Source organism: Stieleria maiorica (assembly GCF_008035925.1).
GTDB lineage: Bacteria > Planctomycetota > Planctomycetia > Pirellulales > Pirellulaceae > Stieleria > Stieleria maiorica.
On record NZ_CP036264.1, the window covers coordinates 8,921,984 to 8,941,068 of the forward strand.

The window sequence follows — 19,085 nt, forward strand, 5'->3', positions numbered from 1 at the left end:
ACACCATCGGGGTGTTGGGGATTCACCTTGACCGCGTCAAAGCAGATTGCATAACTTGATCATCCCGCGACGAATGGAGGCAATTCATCCGTCGTAGACATGGACGGACCCGAATCAAGTTGGAGACACAGGGATATGGAAATCGTTGCCTTAATCGGAGTGCGCGGGGGGTCAAAACGAGTCAAGAACAAGAATTCTCGACCGTTTGCCGGCAGCAACCTGCTGGAATTAAAGATCGCGACGCTCAGGCGGGTCCCCGGCATCGCTCGCGTGATCGTCAATTCCGAATGCGACCACCTGCTTGACATCGCTCGGTCGTCGGGTGCGGAAACGATCAAACGTGATCCACAGTTTGCCAACGATCACATCACATCGAGCGACTACTATCAGCACGTCGCCGAGAATTGCCCCGCCGAGATCATTCTTTCGGCATCGGTGACCACTCCCCTGTTTACCGTGGAGAGCTACCAAAAGGGCATCGAGGCGTTCCGCCGGGCGGATTATGCGAAACACGACTCGGTGACTTCGTGCTGTCGGATCAAAGAGTTTCTGTATCGCGACGGCGTCGCGCTGAATTACGATCCGCAGAACCAGGTCCGATCACAGGACCTGCCCCGCATCATGGCGGTCAACTACGGATTTTCGATCATCCGCCGCGACGACATGATCAAGCTCCGAAACATCGTCGGCAAGCGACCGCTGATGATCGAAACCTCGCGTCTGGAATCGATCGACATCGATACCCAGGAAGACTTCTTCATCGCGTCGACGCTGTACAACGCGTTGCAGGCCGAGAAGAGGGAGGCGGCTTGATGTATCAGGACTTCGCCGAAAATTGGGGTCCGTCGCTCGCGCGACGTTTCGGCCTGGAACAACCGATTGTCGATCAGTGGCACGACGATCTGCAACTGCCGAAGTCGGAACTGGGACATCTCCCGGACTGGGTCGAGCTCAACCGCGCGACCCGTTCGAGGATCGCCCGGTGCAAGGAACAGTGGTCGGGCGAAACGGTCGTCTGTGTCGGCAACGGTCCTTCGATCAATCAAATGGACCTGAGCTGTTTGGACGGGGCCTTGATCGTCGGAACGAACCGTGCCTACCAACTGCTCGACCGGTTCACCCCGCGCGAGTTCCACCTGGTCGTCCAAGACAATCAACGGGTTGCCGAATTGGGCCAGGATCTTCGCCAACTGAAGTGCCCGCTCCATCTGGGCAACATCTATTACGACCAGCGGGGCGTGCCCCCGGAATGGGTCACGCCGAAAATGCGTAATCTGTCGGTTTACATGCCACGGTTGCGATGGCAGTTGGAAGAAGACCAGCTGGAACCGATACCGGATTTCGAACCTGGATTCTCGAGTGATCCGACGCAGTTTGTCTATTACGGATTCAGCGTCATCTTCAGCGCGATTCAATTTGCCGCCTACTTCGGTGCCGCACGAATCGTTTGCATCGGCATCGACATGGACTACGACTCGGGCACGAACTTCGTTCCCGGCGTCAATGTGACTTGGGACGGGTTCAGCTATGAATACCACGCCAAGCCGATGTTCGAGTTGATCGACCAAAAGCTCCGCAAGTCGGGCATTGAGTTCATCAATGCGACGCCGCGGGGAAAGGTCGACGCGATCGATCGAATGCCGCTTGCAGAAGCGCTTTCACGAAAGACTCCACGACTCGCTGCATGACGTTTCGCGAGTCATCCGCCCGACTTCCTCACACCCACTTGCCCACCTCATTAATCAGAAATCATGATTGTTGAAAAAACGAATGCCCGGAAGGGCGGAACGCAGGATTTTGTCCGCTTTGTCCGTGACGGTTACCGCGTGATGCGGGGTAAAGAGATTAAGTACACCAAGTCGATGGGCCGCGGCATGGACGCGGTCGTCCACCAGCCCCGGCCCGAGGCCAATTTTTCGGAGTTCTCCGTCTGGGACAAGGAATGGGAACTGTTGGCCGAATTGGTCCGCGAATCTGCCCAGCACGACGGTCCGATCGTCGAGATCGGCGTGTTGGCCGGACGCACCACGCAACGGATCGCGACGGTCAAATCGCCCGAGCAAAAGATCCTTGCCGTCGACAACTTTTGCTGGAACGGTTGGGGGCTGACACCGGACGAGCAATTCAGCCTGGTCCAGCTTTCCCTTGGGTACCTGGTCGAAACAGGACACGTCGAAATCTGCCGCATCGACAAAGACGAATTCTTTCGGACTTATGACGGTCCCACGCCCTCGTTGGTCTTCCTCGACGCCATGCATGACTACAAGGAAACCAGAAAGGACATCGTCTGGGCAAAAGAAGTCGGTGCAAAAATCGTGTGTGGACACGACTACTGCGATGACTTTCCCGGCGTCATCAAAGCGGTCAAGGAATTCGGCGGACCGACCCGGTTGGCCGAGCGATTGTACGTGCTGTAGCACGCGGCATCGTTCGCGGATCGTCCAACACTACTCAACCAGGGAAATTCAGGACTAGTGATCCAACAACTTACCTATTCCGAGCCACCGATTCCCGGATTGGTCTCGATCGTGATCCCGGCATACAACCGGGACGATTTTATCGGCGCGACGCTCCAGACGGTGCGCGATCAAGAGTACACCAACTGGGAAGTCATCGTGATCGAAGACTCTTCCAAAGGTGAAACCGAGCGAATCGTTGGCGACTTCGGACGCTCCGTGACGCAATCCGTTTCCTATTCTCGCAACGAACAAAACCTCGGTGCGGCGGCGTCTCGCAACCGCGGCTTTGCCAAAGCGCGGGGCGAATTCATCGCGACGTTGGACAGCGATGATCTGTGGAGACCGAATCATCTCAGCCGCGTGGTCGACGCGATCCGCAATCATGGGGCACACATCGGGTACGCCAAAGTCCAGATGTTCCAGCATGGAACCGGCGCCGAACTGGATGTCTATGGACCGACCGACGATGAAGTGTCTCGTTTCCCGATCTCTCTGTTTAATCGCTGCTTTGTCGTACCTTCGGCCACGGTGATGCGGCGTGAGGTGATGGAGGTCGTGGGTCCGCAAAGCTGCGAGCACAAGTACTGCGAGGACTTCGACTTTTTCCTCCGCTGTGTTTCCTCGGGGGTTGAATTTATTCACGTCGATGACGTGACATGCGACTATCGAAAGGAACATGCCGGCGCGACGACAGAGCGTCTTGCCGGAACGATCGAAGAGGTCGCGTACACGATCTTGCGGTACTCCAAGTCGCCGGCCGTCGACCGGGAAACCAGTCTTTCGTTCGCCTACGACAACTTGCTCGCCGCCGCGCGTCTGCACCGCCGAACGGATCCGAGCAAAGACCCGTCGGCGGATCCCGTCAGGGGCGGTCAGCTGCTGATCGAGGCATGGAATCTGCGACGGAAGGATGTCTCGTCACTGACCAAAGGCGTTGCCGCTGTCATCCGCGGGACCATCGGCCAACTGTTATCGCCCGGCGAAGACCGGACCCGACACCGAGCGACGATGGATAAACGACCGTTGGATCGTTCGGCATTCGAAACATCAAAGCGACTTTTGGAAAACAGCCCTGAGCTAAAGAAGGCCGCATAGCGGGACAGGAACCTGATGAAAAACCAAGAACCAATCGCGCTGGTAAGCGGATCCGACGATGCCTACACCCTGCCGCTGGCGGTCACGATCGCATCGGCGATCAAGTCGCTTTCGGCCGACCGGCGACTCGACGTCTACATTCTCGACGGCGGGATCTCCGATGCATCCAAGCGGCGACTGCTGGCATCATGGGAGGATCCCCGGGTCAGCGTGCAATGGATTCCCGTCAGCCGGGAATCGTTCGAACGCTTCCCGGTCAGCCACCACATCAATGCGGCGACGTACATGCGGTTGGCGATCGCCGAGTACCTGCCCGCATCGGTCCAGCGAGCGATCTACTTGGACGCGGACATGCTCGTCCGCCAAGACCTGGGACTCCTTTGGGACGAACCCCAGGGCGATGCGGCACTGTTGGCGGTTCAGGACTATGCGGCTCCCTTCATCGACGCATCGACCTGCCTGACCAATTTTGAACAGGCCCAGCCCTACCTTGCGGCCGTCCATCCGATTGCCAATTTTCGTGAACTCGGACTGCCCGCCGATGCCCCCTACTTTAACGGCGGGATGCTCGTCATCGATGTCAAAGCGTGGCGGGAACGAAACCTTGCGAAACACCTGTTTGAGTGTTTGGAAGAACATCGCGAGCACGTGCTGTGGTGGGACCAGTACGCGTTGAATGTTGTGCTGGCAGGTTCCTGGCGAAGTCTCGATCTTCGCTGGAACCAGGGAGCCCACCTTTACGTTTATCCCAGCGGCGAACACAGCCCGTTCGACTCGAGCACCCACCGTGCCATCGTCGAGGATCCTTGGATCGTCCATTTTTGCTCGCCCGACAAACCGTGGAACTACTTCTGTCGGCACCCGTACACCGATGCCTTCCGAAAACAAGTCCGACAGACCGATTGGCATGGTTGGAAACCCGAACGTCCGGATGAATTCATGCGACGGTGGTGGGGACACCACTACAAACCTGCTCGTGAACGCTGGAAAACTCAGGTTCGAAGAATCAAAGAAAACTTTAGATCACGAAACCGTGCGGCCTAGTTTTTTCAAATTTCAGTCGATGCCATATCGTTAGGGAACTCTCCTTCGGTGGGGAGATCAAAACGGCAGATGTACTTTCCAGCCGACCCATTCGCCGCAAAGCAACCATGTCATTACACTCCCACTCCAACGCTCGCGGACCCAAACTCGTGGTACGATATGGCCGGCCGTATTCATCTCCCCCGGAACTCCAAGCGAGCGGTCCGTTGAGTTCGAGTTGCCTGATCAACAACTACAATTACGGCAAGTACGTCTGCGAAGCGGTCGACAGTGCGCTGGAGCAAAGCCTGCCGTTCGACGAAATCATCATTGTTGACGACGGCTCGACCGACAATTCACTGGATGTTTTGAACGCGCGTTACGGGCGACACACCGGGATTCGAATTGTTGCACAAGAACAGAGCGGCCAACTTTCCTGTATCCAGCGGGCCGTCGAGATGGCTTCTGGAGAGCTGATCTTCCTGCTGGATTCCGATGACTGCCAACACCGCGACCTGCATGCGACGGTTCAGTCGGTCTTCCAGGCACGTCAACACATCGATTTTTTGAGTGTCGACCACGAAAAATTCGGCCCCTGTGTCAACGATCGCCAGCGCAAGAAACGAACACGCGACCAAGGCGTCAGCGCCTTGGCGTCGATTTTCTTTCGCCACTGGGTCGGTGCCCCGACGTCCTGCTTGTCGATGCGATCTTCGCTGCTGGAACGCATTTTGCCCTATCCCAATGAGAGCAACTGGAGAACCCGCGCCGACGATGTGCTGGTGCTCGCATCATCCATCGTCGGAGCGCAAAAGTATCACATCGGCGAGCAACTGGTCCGCTACCGGGTGCACGAGAGCAACCACTTTTCCGGCAGGACCTGGTCAGAAGCCCAAAAGATGCAGTATGCACTCAAATTGAATGCAATGATCAACTGGTACGTCAATGCTGCCGGATACGACATCACGTTACTACCTAAGCTGGCATCGAAGGAGTTCCGGACGATCGAGCATCCCGTGCTGAAGGAACTGTTGATGTACCTGCGTCTGTGCGCGCAATCGGGAACCAGCTTGGACGTGCGTTGTGGCAGCCTGATCAGTATCTTTCGGCACTTTTTCGCAGAGCGGCGACGCGGCTTATGGCAGCCCGCGCCCCACGCTCCGGTTGCCAATCCGTCGCGGCCGAAGCGGAAGATCGCAGTGCGTGAAAGCGCGCAAGCGGCATGACTTCATCAGCCATCACCGATCGAAGGCCGCGTTCCGATCGGTAACGCAGCCTTCGTGGTCTTCACGTTCCGATTCGACTCGTCATTCGGAATCCCGTCGCTCGTCATCGTCGCTGTCCGGGCGATCCTGTCGTCGATCGTCCCCCAGCACGCTCTCGTCGTCCTCCTCCAAGTCGGCGTCGGAGCCCATCAACTGTGACGCTGCCGATTCGATCGCGCGGATCAACGGAGTATTTCGAACGTTCGAATCGTCGCGGCGTGCCACCGTCGCGATCATCCGCTGCGCGTTTTTGATCGCGTCGCGCAAGTTTCGCTCCGACTCCTCCGAACGGTCCACCGCGTGACGCCCGATGGCCGAGTACAGGCCGTGCGCGGCGCCGGCGAGGCGAGCGTCCAGGTAGTGATCCGCGCGCGGATCCGACGCGATCCGTGCCGGGGCAATGCCGAACGTTGACGCGCGATCCAGTTCTGCAGCGCGGCCCAGACTTGCGGGACGGCCCAGATCTGCAGGACGACCTGGGGGATTCAGTTGCGGACGCTCCCACTGATCCCGATTGGGGTCCGGTCGCCAATCATCGTCGTGATTCGCAGGCAGTTGCGGACGGACCGGCACCGCGGGTAGCGATGGAGACGGCATGGTTCTCACAGTTACATCCGTGTGAACGTCACCACCACGGCGGCGATTCGCGTTCGTGTCCCAGGCCAGCGGATCGGGTTGACGCAACAATTCGTTCATTCGTCGCCGGATAATCTCTTCACGGGCTTCGGCGCGGGCCTGGTGTTGCGATTTCAACTGCTCAAGTCGTTTGCTGATCTGTTCGATCTGCTCGTGTTGTTCGGCGCTCATCGCTTCGAATTGGTCGTCGAGCATGCCGCGAAGCTCTTCCTTCAGCTCTTCGGTCTCGTCGTCCGGTTTCGCCGCAGCGATCCGCTGCACCAAGGGACCGATTTCGCGTGTGTGGGGCAGCGGGCGGATCTGGCCAGCGGGCATGCCGCTGACGTCCGAATGCCGTCGAATCGTTCTCTCGTAACGGACATGAGTTTCTGGGATTCGGCGCGTCACACCATCCTCGACCACCTCGCGATAGCTGGTTTCGACACGCGGCCGGATGATGATCTGCTCGGCCGCATCCAGCGTCAAAGCGTCTTGCGCGGTGATCGGGGGCGTCAGCGAGACGATGCCGATCGCCAAAGCGCAGGTCGCCCCCGCGGCGACGAGGATGGAATAGCGTCTGAGTTTCGGTTCCAACATGTGATGCATCCTTTGGGATGGGAGTAACAGAAATCAAGTCGTGCTGAATTTTTCGGTAGCGGAACTCGCCAAGAGTTTCGATCCTCCTCACCGCATCGCCGCCCAAACGTAGCTACCTTCGCCAGAAGGTGGATCCCCGGCAAGTTCCCCGCTCCGGCGAACGCGAAGACGTCACTGTGTCGCTGTCCCGCTAGCCGGTTGGCCCCGATGTCGACGATCATCGATTGATTCGAAGCCAACGGCGTCGAGATTCAGGTCGCGTTCCAGTTCGTGCAATGAGTCGCGAATCTGTTGCAGTTCGACAGGCAACGCGTCCCAATGCCACGACACATCTGTTTCTGTTGGAGCCGCCGATCGCTCCATCGCCGTGACGGACGGACCGGCGGAGGTCTGCCCCGTCGGTAGGGTCTTGGGAGAAGCGACTCCCGGTTTGCTTTTGTCGTTGGAACCTTGCGGCGTTTGCTGTCGCAGCAACGGCAGTGATGCGCCCACCATCACCAATACGATCGCGGCGATCATCGCTGTGATCGTCGACTTGGTCTTGAGCCGGTGGGGCGGGCCGAGCCGAGCCGGCAGCGGATAGCGCGAAGGGTTTCGGACATGGGCTTCCGTTTCGCGGAGCAGTTGTGCGGCTTCGGCGGCTGATACGATACGCGCGTTTGCGTCTTTGACCAGGAATAGCCGAACCAATCGATCGACCCAGGGTGGCAAGGATTCGACGCGACTGACGACGGGTTGAACCGGTGTGTCGATGACTTTGCGAAGCACCGCGATCGGCGAATCGGCGACGAACGGCGGGCGACCGGTCAGCATGGCGTACAACACGCTGCCCAGGCTGAACAGATCGCTGCCCGGTCCGACCGCTTCCCCGGCCGCCTGTTCGGGACTCATGTACTGCGGGGTTCCGGCCACCATCCCGCTGACGGTGACCGTGGCGTCGTCGATCGCGCGGGCCAGGCCGAAGTCGCCGATCAGGACGCGAGGACTGTTTTCTTCCATCAGGATGTTTCCGGGTTTGATGTCCCGGTGGACCACTCCGCGCTCGTGCGCCGCGGCAAGCCCCTCGGCGACTTGGGCGGCAATGCCCAGCGCCGTTTCCAGATCCAGCGGACCTTCTCGGTCGATCCGCTGTTGCAGACTGCGACCGGCCGTGGCTGATCCGACCAACGGCATGACCAAGTAGGGCGGATGCGATTGCTCGCTGACGCTATAAATCGGCATGATCGCCGGGTGCACGATGGCCGCCGCCGCGCGGGCCTCTCTGGCAAACCGCCGACGCGCCGGCGCCAGCCCGGCCAAATGTGGCGCCAGCAACTTGATCGCGATCGGGCGGGCGAGCTGTTCATCGAACCCGGCCGCGACCACGCCCATGCCGCCCGATCCGATCACCGAATCGATTCGGTAACGGTCGATGTGGCCCAACGAGCCGGAGGCGTCTTCCTGGCAGGGTTGTGCGATCGCTCTCAGCCAGGACGTGATCGAATCATCGGACCGGCCCTGCTGCACCGCAGAACCGAAATTCAACGCCGTCGCGTGTCGAGTGGATTCGTCCGCCTCGTAAATACGCCGCGTCTCCGTCCACAGGGCCGGGGCAGCGGCAAGTGTCTCCAGCCGGTCTCGGCAAGACGTGCACGCCGCCAGGTGATCTTCGGCGACCGCTTGCAGATCGGCCGCGAGCGATTCGTCCAATAAACCTTTCAGGACGGCTTCATCGCAATGGCCTGGAAACGCCTTGCCCCACGAAGATCGATTGACGGCGACCATTTCACTCCGCCTCCCTTTGCTGGACGAACTCTCGGATCCGCTTCAAAACTCGGCATCGCGCCACGTACACCGCGCCTTCACTGATGCCCAACTGCGACGCCACCACTTGGGCCGGATGGCCCTGGACCGCCGTGCGCCAAAACGCCGCCCAGCTCGTCGCCGACAGTTCCCGTTGAAGATGCTCGGCGGCACATCGAAACAGCTGGCGACGGTGCTCCAGATCAAACTCCACTTCGAAGGGATTTTCCGCTCCGTCGACCACCCCAGCCAAAAGATCCAGCTGCCCACCCACGGGAAGGGCGGTGTCGCCGATCCGTCGAAATCGATCCACGACGACGCGCCGCGTGGTTTGGGACAGCCAGCCACGAAATGAGCCGGAGGCGGTCGGGTCGAAGCGGTCGATCGCCGCGGCAACCCGCAGCAGCACCTCTTGCACGATCTCGCGGGCGTCGGCGTCCTGAAGATACCGTCGCCGGGCGAGACGGTAGATCACCGGCTCGTAGATCTCCAAAAACTCGCTCCACGCCAGGTGATTGTCGCGGTCACGCAACCGCAACAGCAGGCTCGGTCGGGTGATGGGAGATGCTGACACAGGATCAAACGTTCATCGGATGGATTCGACAGACAAGGCTTCTACTGTTGTACACGGACGAATTGGCGGGGTCTTACACGAAACCCCTGAGAAAGATTCTTCGTGCCGATCTGCTGCATCTCGGGGGTTTTTCGCCATCGCGATTTTTTTTGCAGTAGTTTTGTGACGAACCTGCGGGTTGCGGTGGCGGATGGTAAGATGGCTTGCCCATTACCGGCAGGGCGTTTGTCAAAACGTCCTTGAGAGTAAGAGAAACGTCCCTCCTTTTTTGCCTCCCCTTCTGTTGGAGATTCAACGCATGTCTCGTTTGATGTTGCCTTTGGCTGTACTTGGTCTGCTGGTCTGTTCGGTGGTTTCGGCCGAGGAGTCGGCAAAGAAAAAGAAAGCCGATGCGGGTTTGAAGGCTGGCGATGCGATCGGCGCGTTCTATGTCACGAAAGTTTGTGGTGCCGAGGATGATGGCGTGGAGCAAGGTGAAAAACTTTGCTATCGCTGCAAATACGGTTCGCGCCCGATGGTGATGGTGTTCGCACGCGACACCGGTGGAAAGCTCAATGAGCTGGTCAAGGAAATCGATGCGGCGGTCAAAGCGAACGAAGAGGCCGAACTGAAAGGCTTCGTGACGCTGATGGGCAAAGATGCCGAAGCGTTGAAAGACACCGCCACCAAGGTCGCCGAAACCTCCGGTGCAACCTCGGTTCCGGTCGTCATTGCAAACGACCACGAGACCGGTCCGAGCAACTACAAGATCGACGAGAAGGCTGCCGTGACGGTCGTGATCGCCAACGACAGCAAAGTCGTCGCGGCACGCAAGTTCAACAAAGCCGACAAGGTGAACGTCGCCGCCGTGATGAAAGCGGTCAACAAGGCGATCAACTAAGTCGATCGCCGTTCATTCGGCGCGCCCTGATGAATACGCTTGAGAGCACGGTCGTTGATTCGGCCGTGCTCTTTTTTTAATTGATCAAGGGATCAGGCACCAGCCATTCAGGTCTGACACCGATGGCACAGGCTTAGTGAGCCGACGGCGCTAGCCGCGGGCCCGGGATTGCGCTTCGAGACTTGTAAGGCCCGAGGCTAGCGCCTACGGCTCAGTTTGTGATCTCAAGCCCGTGCCATTCAGGCCTGACCTTTAGGCGATTCCCGGTCGCTGCTTTGCAGCGACAGTGGGCTTAGAGTACACACCAACAATTGAGCCCCTGCGGTTGCCGAATCCTTTTGCCGGAGCGTCTTAGTTTGCCGCAGGGTCCACGGGATCGAAGCAGAGCAACTGGCCGTTTTCCAACGCGACATAAATCCGCCCCATGTGGTCGATCGAGGTGCCGCCTTTGACGGCGAGGGCGGGCAAGGGATGGATCCATCGATCGCTTCCGTCGCTGGTGTTGATGGAAACGAGGAACGCGTCCGCTTCATTCCCATCGGGATGCCCGGTGGCCAGCAACGTGTCGTCGGTCACGGCGAAACTGTTGAAACGTCGGTTGCCTTTGTCTTGCCAAATCGCCTCCGGGGCCTGCCCCCCGCGGCGGATCCAACGCGCCGCTTCCTTGTACGGTTTGGGAGTTCCTGGCGCCAACGGTGGTTGCCGGGCCAGATTGACGAATTGGCTGCCTTCATAACTGGCGTCGTGGCTGAGTTGACATCCGTCGCCGCATTGATAGTCCAGCGAAACGTACTTTCCATAGTCCGGATAATACGGGTAGAACGCGGTGCGGAACTGTGAGTTCACCTGTGCTTTGGGTGTATTGAGACACTCCAGCGTTTTCAAGTCATAGCGGGCGGTTTCATAAACGCCGCCGGCCAGGAAGCGGAGTTCACCGTCGACGATCGTCAAGTTGCCTTGCAGACTGATTCCGTTGTTGACTTCTTGCTGCAAGGTTCCCGAAGTCGTGTTGGAAACTTTCAAGGCGCCGGTTGTCGCATCGAGTGCGACGACGTGGGTGCCGTCGTAGTGCGTGATCCCGGCGGCGGCATAGACCGTGTCGCCGTCGACGACCACTCCGCCCGCAACGGGCCATGCCGAAATCAGGTGGTCATAGACCAAAATCCGGTCGCTTTTCGGGCCGACTCGGTAGGACCAAAGAAAACGTCCATCTCCGGCGGCGAAGGCATAGACGCGGCCGTCGGCCGAACCGACATAGACGCGATCGTTGGCAACCGCCGGCGGGTAGTAGATGGGACCCGCCGTGTAGGCCTTCCAAACGCGGTCCCCGTCCCCATCGAATGCTTGCACAACACCGGTCCGATCGGCGATAAACACCATGCCGTCGGCGGTGACCGGCGCGGTCGGCAACGCGTTGCGACAAACCTGGGTGGCCCACCCGGGGCGGACCTGTTCAGGGATCGTGACGTTGGAAACGTCGGTGCGGGCGTTGTTTCCGCGGTAGGTGGACCAGTCATCGGGATCAATGTCCAGCGGCGCGACTGCCGCATTCGTGTCGCCGCGGACCAATTTGGGTTCGACCGAATCGTCCACTTCGTTTGCGGCATCGTCTCCGGGGCGAAGTGCGATGTTGCCGTACAGCGACAACTGGCAGCCGCACATCCACGGGCCCCAGTAAAGGTGCCCGCCGGCGACGATCACCCCGTCTTGGCAGGGCGGACGCATCGGATCGATGTGCTGGGCCGTGTTGGATTCGGTCAACACACGAACGGTGCCCCCGCTGGCACGATAGAAGATGCTGTCGGCACAGCCGGTCGCACGCGTGCAGGCGCGGCGGGCAGGAAACGTCGCCAGCACTTCGCCGGTCTTGTAATCAAACTTCATCCCGCTTTCGGATTTCTGTGGACCGGCCGCCCACACGCCGTCGTCACGCAGGACCAATTGCAGATTCCCCGTCTCGTGTGTCCATGCGAGCTTGCCGTCGTGGGCGGAGGCGACGACCATTCGGGCTCGCTGGGGGCCGGCAAAAAACAAGTAGTCTTCGCTGCACTTCATGTAACACGACGTCGCGTAGCCGGTGATGTAGTGCTGGGCTTTCTGGTTGTCCCCGATCGCATCCAACAGATCCTTGTCGGTGTTCTTCCAGTTCAGCTTTCCGGTGTACCGATCGATAGAGGCCAGAAATTTACCGGGGCAATAACAAAAGATTTGGCTGTCGTTCATGCACACGGCGCGCGCATCAAGGAACTCGTCATCGCGATAGTGCCAAAGTCGTTCTTTCGTCTTGAGATCGATGGCCACGACGGTGCGACCGAATCCGAACGAAGTGCGGGGATCGTTGTAATCGTGGCCGTCCCACATGCCCCAGGGCCAATGGCCCAGCCCGCGTCGAATGGCCCGTTGCGTTTCCAGCTTGGCTTCCGGGTTGCCGACCAGGGCGAACAGAATGCCATGACGCATCGCCATCCACTTCCAGACCGGACCGTCGCTGATTTCGGAATCGACCTTGATCTCGTCAATCGTTTCGCCGGTTTGCCCGTCAATGATCTTGCACGCTTCGTGGTCGCCCAAGTAAAGCGCGTCGTCGGTTGCGACCATCGTGTTGCGGTGCAACATGAACCCGGGCGAGAGCGGACGTCGCCACAGGATGGTTCCGTTGTAGGCGTTGATGCACAACAGCGTGTTAAGCATCTCGTTCTGGTTGGCTTTGTGGGCGATGTGCCCCATCGCCTTGTAGATCCGTCCGCCGGCGACCACGGTTTGTTCGGGCATCGGGCTGAATTTCGGATAACCGATGAATTGCGTTCGCAAACTGCCCCGCACCAGTTGGTCGTCGGATTGTGGGTTGTTGTCGGGTCCGTGATAGGGATGCGACCAGTCGTCGACGCCTTCGGGGACGGGTTTGGTGATGGTTTGATCGCCAAGAAACGCAATCCCCCTGGGGCGGAGCGTCCGCAAAACTTCTTCGCTCGACGGGGCATCGGTTCCGTAGACCAGGACGCGGTCGGCGATGTTGTTGCCCAGTTGGATCGAGCGTGGTGATCCGAGATCGACGAACAGACGCGATCCCAAATACCCGGCCGCATCGGCCGCTCGCCGCGCAGCGTCGGCAAGATCCGCATCGTTGGTTTGGCAATAGATCGTCAGATCACTTGATCGGCAGAGGTCGATCAAATAGTCGGCTTGGCCGCCGGGCAGACCGACAACGACGACGATCCCTTTGTCGATCTGCATTCGCCGCAGATCCTCGTCGGCCTGGCCGCCGAAGACCGTCTGGACGCTGCAAAGTGTCATCGCGGCGAAGATGGCCGGAAACGCGAATCGGAGCATCATCGGATCGTCCCGTCGTTAGGGGGTGACTGCATCGACGAATTGGCACTGGCGAATTGGCCCTGGCCGATCAGCCATTGTAGCGTTCCCGAATGTCGTGGGGCGAATTGACGAAGTACAAGTCCGTGGTGCGAGTCTGCCCCGGAACGAGTCCCTCAGCTGATGCATGCAACTCGGATCGGACCGACAAGTTGGCATCTCAGGCTGCAAGCGGTTAGAATCGAATGTGTGGAAGGCCGGCCGATGATTGGCGTTTTGGCGACTTCCACTCCCGCCCCCCCCGGCCGCTCTCGGCCCCCTCCTTGCACTTGCGGAATCAGCCGGTGAGCTCGAACCACGCATTCCAGAAATGGTCGGCAACCGTGATTGCCACCTCGATCATGCTGCTAGGCAGTCTCCCACAATGGTGCCTGGCGAATGAAACCGATGCGTTTGCCGAAATCATCGCGCCTGCTTTGAAGACTCATTGCATCAAATGTCATGGTGAAAACGGCGAACGGGAAGGCGACGTCGATTTGTTGGCGGTACGGGGCGAAGGGCTGAGGGACAACACGGAATTGGTACGCGGGCTGATCGATGTCCTGGACCTGGAAGCGATGCCGCCCGAAGACGAACCGCCACTGGATCCGCAGTTGCGCCGTCGATTGATCACGGAACTGAAAGGGATCCTGCAAACGGCCATCGACCAGAAAAAGGCGTTCGCGCACGCTCCGATTCGCCGCATGAATCGCTTTCAATACAACAATGCCGTCATCGATCTGTTCGATTTGAATTGCACCGTGTTCACCTTGCCCGAACGGATGATGCGAGAGCACCGGGGGTACTTCAAACCGCAAACCGGTCAGATGGACGACGCGGTTTGGGTGGGAAGCCGGCCGCTAGGCAAATCACAATTGATCGAACCACGGTTGGCCGGGGTTGCAGCGTTTCCACAGGACTTGCGAGCCGAACACGGATTCGACAATCGGGGCGATCACCTGTCATTGTCGCCACTGTTGATGGAATCATTCTTGTCGCTGGGGCAATCGATCACCGACAGCCCGGACTTTCACCCGCAGAACGTCGGGATCTGGGCGACATTCTTTGCCGCACCGGATGACGACACGGAGCTGGAGACAGAAGTCAGGCGTCGTCTGGAGCCCTTTTTGACGCGGGCGTTTCGACGTCCGGTCGACGATGCCGATCTGGATCGCTACGTCCATTTCACCTTGCGTCAACTCGCCGCTGGAGTCGAGTTTTCCGATGCCATGAAATCGATCGCCGCCGCTGCGATTTCGTCGCCCAAGTTCCTGTATCGCTATGACAAGTCAAGCGAGTCGGCGACGGCGGCACCCGTGGATGACTTGGAACTCGCGTCGCGATTGTCGTTTTTCCTGTGGGGCAGCATCCCCGATCGCGAGTTGCTTGATCTGGCCATCGCGGGGCAGTTGAAACGTCCGGCCAGCTTGGACGCCCAGATCACTCGGATGCTCCATGACGAAAAGCTGAAACGGTTTTGCGACTCGTTTCCGGCGCAGTGGCTTCAATTGGAACGGATCATCTCCTCGGTCCCCGATCCGAAGAAGTATCCCGATTTCTACTTCGCCAAGTACCGCGACAGCATGCATATGATGATCGAACCGCTGCTGTTGTTCGAAACGGTGTTGATCGAAAACCATCCCATTACACAGCTGATCGATTCAGATTTCACCTACCGTTCGGTGTTGTTGGAAGACGCTTACGGGGAGCTTCGCAGCGAGCCGTCGGATGTCAAAAAGACCGGTGGCGGCGCGGTGACGGTGTTGCCGTTTTATCGCGTCCCCGTGTCGGATCGACGAAGCGGCGGCGTGATCACCAACGCGGCGGTGATGACGATGACGTCCGGCCCCGAGAGGACGCAGCCGATCACACGCGGCGCCTGGATCGCGACGGTGATTTTCAACAACCCGCCCGAACCGCCGCCGGCCGACGTGCCGCCGCTGGGTGAAAAACCGGCCGCCGGCGAAGAGCATTTGACGCTTCGCGAGCGGCTTTCGCTGCACCGCGAGCGGAGCGATTGCAAGGGCTGTCACGAGCAGATCGACCCGCTGGGGTTTGCGCTGGAAAACTTCGACCCGGTCGGGCGGTGGCGTGCAGAATATGAGAACGGACGATCGGTCGATGTCTCGGGCACGCTGTTTCGCAAGCACGCGTTCAACGATGTCGTCGAATTCAAGGACGCGATCCTGGCCGAGAAAGACCGTTTTGCCCGCGGGCTGGCCGGACACCTGCTGGCCTTCGCGCTCGCCCGTGAACTGACCGCCGCCGACCAGATCGCCCTCGACCAGATCGCTTCGACCGCCGCGGCCGACGGCTACAAGATCCAGACCCTGATCCGCGAAGTGATCCTGAGTGATCCCTTTCAAAGCAAGACAAACCCCAAAGCCCAATGATTCCCAAAGCACAATGATGATGCAGCCTACTTCACGACGGACCTTTCTGCGCGGACTCGGCGGTGCGGCACTCTCGTTGCCTTGGATGGAGAGCTTGGTTTCGGCAGGCGATTCGACCGGCGTGCCCAAACGGATGGCCCATCTCTATGTGCCGATCGGTGTCGTCCGACGCGGCTTCTTTCCGGGTGAGGCCAACGATGTGATCCCCAAAGGGAACCTGGGGAACGTGATGGCATCACTCGGAAAACAGGATCCGTACTTCAGCGTCAATCCGCTGGGCGAATTGACGCCGACGATGCAGCCGCTGGATCCGTACAAGAACAAGATTAATTTGATCACCGGGATGGACCGGACGTTCCAGCAGGGCACCGACGTGCACGCCCAGTGCGCTTCGTGCTATTTGAGCAGTGCCCAGCCGTACACGATCAAAGGCACCGCGTGGCCGCTGGATCGGACGCTGGATCATCTGGTTGCCGATCAGGTCGGCCAAACGACACCTTTTCCGACGCTTGAGTTCAGCTGCAACAGCCACCGCGACAACAAAGAATCGATCTACTTTGACAACATTTCCTGGTACGGCACGGGACATTTGGCTCCGTCGATCCGCGACCCCCGCAAGATGTACCATCGGCTGTTTTCGACTCAGGAAATCGATCGTTACCGCGACGTGACCGACTTGGTCTTGGAAGACGCCCGATCGCTGCAACGCGACCTGGGGTACACCGATCGCGTCAAGTTTGACGAATACTTTGATTCGATTCGCACGATTGAAACACAGATGGATCGATTGGAGGGCATGAAGGCGGAACTGGCAAAAGTCGATTTCGAAGAACCGCCCGAAGCCTATTTGCCTCGCGGCGAGTACATCCGTTTGATGGGCGATCTGATGGTGGTCGCCCTGCAAACCGGGTTGACGAATGTCACCACGTTCATGGTCGGGCCGGAGCGTTGGGACACGCCGTTCCTGTTCGAAAGCCTGTTCGATTCACCGCGAAGCCATCACCAGATGTCGCATAACCAAACGAAGATGATTGACGATCTGTTGAAAGTCGATCGTTTTCACATGGAGCAATACGCGTACTTGATCGACAAGATGGATCGCGTGGAAGAGTCCGACGGGACATCGTTGTTGGACAACACCCTGTTCACATACGGGTCGGGGCTCGGCGATGGTTCGACGCACCAATACAACGACTTGCCGATCATCGTCGCCGGTGGCGGGGAAAGCGTTCAGTCCGGCCAGCACATCAACATGCCCGAAGGCACGCCGCTGGCCAATTTGTGGCTGACCCAGGCACGTTTGATGGGGTTGGACATAAAACGATTCGCCGACAGCACCGGCACCGTCGATCCGCTGCTGGCCGAACGGTAGCGGATGACAGGCCACTGGCTAACGCCACGTGCTGGCATCCCATGCCGGCAAGAGGCGGCAGCCGTGCCAGCGGGACGCGTCAGCGAGCGGCACGTGACACTACCAGACAGACCATCCTCTTCGACACCTCTCGAGAAAGCCATGGACTCACCCAACCCTAATCTGCGATCCGCCGCGTTACTCGTCTTCCTACTGCTCGCCTCGGTCGCCAACGCGGCCGACAAACCCAACATCCTGATCGTGTTTACAGACGATCAAGGCTACGGCGACCTGGGCTGTTACGGAAGCGAAACCAACAAGACGCCGCGTTTGGACCAGTTGGCGGCCGAGGGGACTCGGTTCACTTCGTTCTACTCCCAGACCGTTTGCGGGCCGTCGCGATCGGCGCTATTGACCGGACGCTACCCGCTTCGCAGCAAGGGTTGGGGCATGCCGGCTTCGGAAATCACCTTTGCCGAATTGATTCGCCCGGCGGGATACCAGACGGCTTGCATCGGCAAGTGGGATGTGTCCAATCGAAAGGCGATCCTGGATCGGATGCCGCTTGCCCAGGGATTCGATTATTACTTCGGGACCTTGGGGGCGAACGACGGCGGCAACGTTCGATTTCATGAGAACAACGAACCGGCCGGGGCGACCGACGACATGGGCAGCCTGACCACGCTGTACACGGACAAGGCGATCGACTTTCTGAAAGAGAAACGCGATCCGGAAAAGCCGTTTGTGCTGTATCTGGCCCACACGATGATGCACACGATCATCGACGCGTCGGATCGATTTCGCGGCCAATCGGATGGCGGACTTTATGGCGACGTTGTCGAAGAATTCGATTACGAAACGGGACGGCTGCTTGACGTCCTTGATGAATTGGGACTGAGCGAAAACACATTGGTGATCTACACCAGTGACAACGGGCCTTGGAATCAACCCAAATACACCGACAGGAAAAAGGGGCATCCGAAAGGATCGATTTTCTGGGGTGCCTCCGGTCCGCTTCGCAACGGCAAGGGATCTCCGTACGAGGGCGGGTATCGGCTGCCCTGCATCGTGCGATGGCCCGGCAAGGTGCCGGCCGGACGGGTTTCGGACGCGATGTTTGCGACCATCGACTTCATGCCGACTTTTGCGAATCTGGCCGGATTTGAAGTCCCGACCGACCGCCGGATCGACGGCATCGATCAAACCGACCTGTTGCTCGGAAAACGCGACACCGGTCGGGAGCATTTCTACTTCAACAACGCCGGCGTGCGTCTGGGCAATTTGAAATACCTCAAACCCGACGCCTACTTTCACGGCTACGCGATTGAAGACGATCGGCCGAAGATTGAAGAACTCTATGACCTGGAGTCTGATCTCGGCGAGCAAACCAACCTGGCCGCCAAGGAACCCGAGAAGGTCGCGAAGCTAAGGGCGCTGATGAAGTCAATCGAAGGGAGTGACCCGCCGGAAACGTCACCGATTCAGATCAAGTAGTACCTCGCCGGACGACGGCGTTCTGGCGTCGCCGGGCTGGCCAGAAGACCAACAACGCTAAACTTCGCGGCACTGCGCCGGAGCGTGGAAAACGCTGGGGATCCTCTTGCTGGAGGTCGTGCGGTTTTTAGTCTCTGAAATTACAAGAGTTCACGACTTCATGCTCCCTGGCAGGGAGGGTTCTTGTCTTAACTTGGTGCCTATGCCCC

At 59.0% G+C, this 19,085-nt stretch carries 14 protein-coding genes; 10 read left to right on the forward strand and 4 right to left on the reverse strand.

Annotated elements, in window-relative coordinates:
* Positions 1-135 precede the first annotated feature (135 nt).
* From Mal15_RS30300 to Mal15_RS30325, 6 genes are all read left to right on the forward strand, one after another.
* The gene (locus tag Mal15_RS30300; RefSeq protein ID WP_167547145.1) at positions 136-813 is read left to right on the forward strand and encodes an acylneuraminate cytidylyltransferase family protein; all 678 of its coding nucleotides are present in this window, start codon (positions 136-138) and stop codon (positions 811-813) included.
* Complete coding sequence (locus Mal15_RS30305; protein ID WP_147871178.1) at positions 813-1,688, forward strand: motility associated factor glycosyltransferase family protein; 876 nt, start codon at positions 813-815, stop codon at positions 1,686-1,688. The genes Mal15_RS30300 and Mal15_RS30305 overlap by 1 nt, the downstream gene beginning before the upstream one ends.
* 63 nt (positions 1,689-1,751) lie before the next feature.
* A complete protein-coding gene (locus Mal15_RS30310) occupies positions 1,752-2,417 on the forward strand; it encodes a class I SAM-dependent methyltransferase (RefSeq protein WP_147871179.1) in 666 nt (221 codons plus the stop codon).
* A gap of 57 nt (positions 2,418-2,474) precedes the next feature.
* Positions 2,475-3,554, forward strand: coding sequence for a glycosyltransferase family 2 protein (locus Mal15_RS30315; RefSeq protein ID WP_147871180.1), 1,080 nt, complete (start codon positions 2,475-2,477; stop codon positions 3,552-3,554).
* Positions 3,555-3,569: 15 nt separating this feature from the next.
* Complete coding sequence (locus Mal15_RS30320) at positions 3,570-4,598, forward strand: glycosyltransferase family 8 protein (RefSeq protein ID WP_147871181.1); 1,029 nt, start codon at positions 3,570-3,572, stop codon at positions 4,596-4,598.
* 206 nt (positions 4,599-4,804) lie between these two features.
* Complete coding sequence (locus Mal15_RS30325) at positions 4,805-5,803, forward strand: glycosyltransferase (RefSeq protein ID WP_167547146.1); 999 nt, start codon at positions 4,805-4,807, stop codon at positions 5,801-5,803.
* An 81-nt stretch (positions 5,804-5,884) separates the two neighbouring features.
* Here Mal15_RS30325 and Mal15_RS30330 read toward each other — a convergent pair whose 3' ends face one another.
* The 3 genes from Mal15_RS30330 to Mal15_RS30340 all read right to left on the reverse strand — a co-directional run bounded on the left by Mal15_RS30330 (position 5,885) and on the right by Mal15_RS30340 (position 9,410).
* Positions 5,885-7,054 (reverse strand): hypothetical protein, encoded by a 1,170-nt coding sequence (locus tag Mal15_RS30330; RefSeq protein ID WP_147871183.1) that lies wholly within the window; start codon positions 7,052-7,054, stop codon positions 5,885-5,887.
* 171 nt (positions 7,055-7,225) lie between these two features.
* The gene (locus Mal15_RS30335; protein WP_147871184.1) at positions 7,226-8,818 is read right to left on the reverse strand and encodes a serine/threonine-protein kinase; all 1,593 of its coding nucleotides are present in this window, start codon (positions 8,816-8,818) and stop codon (positions 7,226-7,228) included.
* Between the two features lies 1 nt (position 8,819).
* Positions 8,820-9,410, reverse strand: a complete 591-nt coding sequence (locus tag Mal15_RS30340) for a sigma-70 family RNA polymerase sigma factor (protein WP_147871185.1) — start codon at positions 9,408-9,410, stop codon at positions 8,820-8,822.
* A 298-nt stretch (positions 9,411-9,708) separates the two neighbouring features.
* On the opposite strand from Mal15_RS30340, the gene Mal15_RS30345 reads away from it, so the two are divergent.
* Positions 9,709-10,290: a hypothetical protein gene (locus Mal15_RS30345; protein ID WP_147871186.1), complete on the forward strand. Its 582-nt coding sequence runs from the start codon at positions 9,709-9,711 to the stop codon at positions 10,288-10,290.
* 351 nt (positions 10,291-10,641) lie between these two features.
* Here the strand turns inward: Mal15_RS30345 and Mal15_RS30350 are convergent, their stop codons facing one another.
* A complete protein-coding gene (locus Mal15_RS30350) occupies positions 10,642-13,623 on the reverse strand; it encodes an outer membrane protein assembly factor BamB family protein (protein ID WP_147871187.1) in 2,982 nt (993 codons plus the stop codon).
* Positions 13,624-13,943: 320 nt separating this feature from the next.
* Here Mal15_RS30350 and Mal15_RS30355 point away from each other — a divergent pair, with 320 nt between their 5' ends.
* From Mal15_RS30355 to Mal15_RS30365, 3 genes are all read left to right on the forward strand, one after another.
* On the forward strand, positions 13,944-16,031 hold the full coding sequence (locus tag Mal15_RS30355; protein ID WP_233903121.1) for a DUF1592 domain-containing protein: 2,088 nt from the start codon (positions 13,944-13,946) through the stop codon (positions 16,029-16,031).
* Between the two features lie 16 nt (positions 16,032-16,047).
* Complete coding sequence (locus Mal15_RS30360; RefSeq protein WP_233903122.1) at positions 16,048-17,403, forward strand: DUF1552 domain-containing protein; 1,356 nt, start codon at positions 16,048-16,050, stop codon at positions 17,401-17,403.
* A gap of 141 nt (positions 17,404-17,544) precedes the next feature.
* Positions 17,545-18,876 (forward strand): sulfatase family protein, encoded by a 1,332-nt coding sequence (locus tag Mal15_RS30365; RefSeq protein ID WP_147871188.1) that lies wholly within the window; start codon positions 17,545-17,547, stop codon positions 18,874-18,876.
* Positions 18,877-19,085: the final 209 nt, after the last annotated feature.

Coding starts and splice junctions, on each gene's coding strand:
- Mal15_RS30360 (WP_233903122.1), top strand. CDS start 16,048: ATGATGCAGCCTACTTCACGACGGACCTTTCTGCGCGGACTCGGCGGT.
- Mal15_RS30365 (WP_147871188.1), top strand. CDS start 17,545: ATGGACTCACCCAACCCTAATCTGCGATCCGCCGCGTTACTCGTCTTC.
- Mal15_RS30345 (WP_147871186.1), top strand. CDS start 9,709: ATGTCTCGTTTGATGTTGCCTTTGGCTGTACTTGGTCTGCTGGTCTGT.
- Mal15_RS30330 (WP_147871183.1), bottom strand. CDS start 7,054: ATGTTGGAACCGAAACTCAGACGCTATTCCATCCTCGTCGCCGCGGGG.
- Mal15_RS30335 (WP_147871184.1), bottom strand. CDS start 8,818: ATGGTCGCCGTCAATCGATCTTCGTGGGGCAAGGCGTTTCCAGGCCAT.
- Mal15_RS30310 (WP_147871179.1), top strand. CDS start 1,752: ATGATTGTTGAAAAAACGAATGCCCGGAAGGGCGGAACGCAGGATTTT.
- Mal15_RS30305 (WP_147871178.1), top strand. CDS start 813: ATGTATCAGGACTTCGCCGAAAATTGGGGTCCGTCGCTCGCGCGACGT.
- Mal15_RS30300 (WP_167547145.1), top strand. CDS start 136: ATGGAAATCGTTGCCTTAATCGGAGTGCGCGGGGGGTCAAAACGAGTC.
- Mal15_RS30350 (WP_147871187.1), bottom strand. CDS start 13,623: ATGATGCTCCGATTCGCGTTTCCGGCCATCTTCGCCGCGATGACACTT.
- Mal15_RS30320 (WP_147871181.1), top strand. CDS start 3,570: ATGAAAAACCAAGAACCAATCGCGCTGGTAAGCGGATCCGACGATGCC.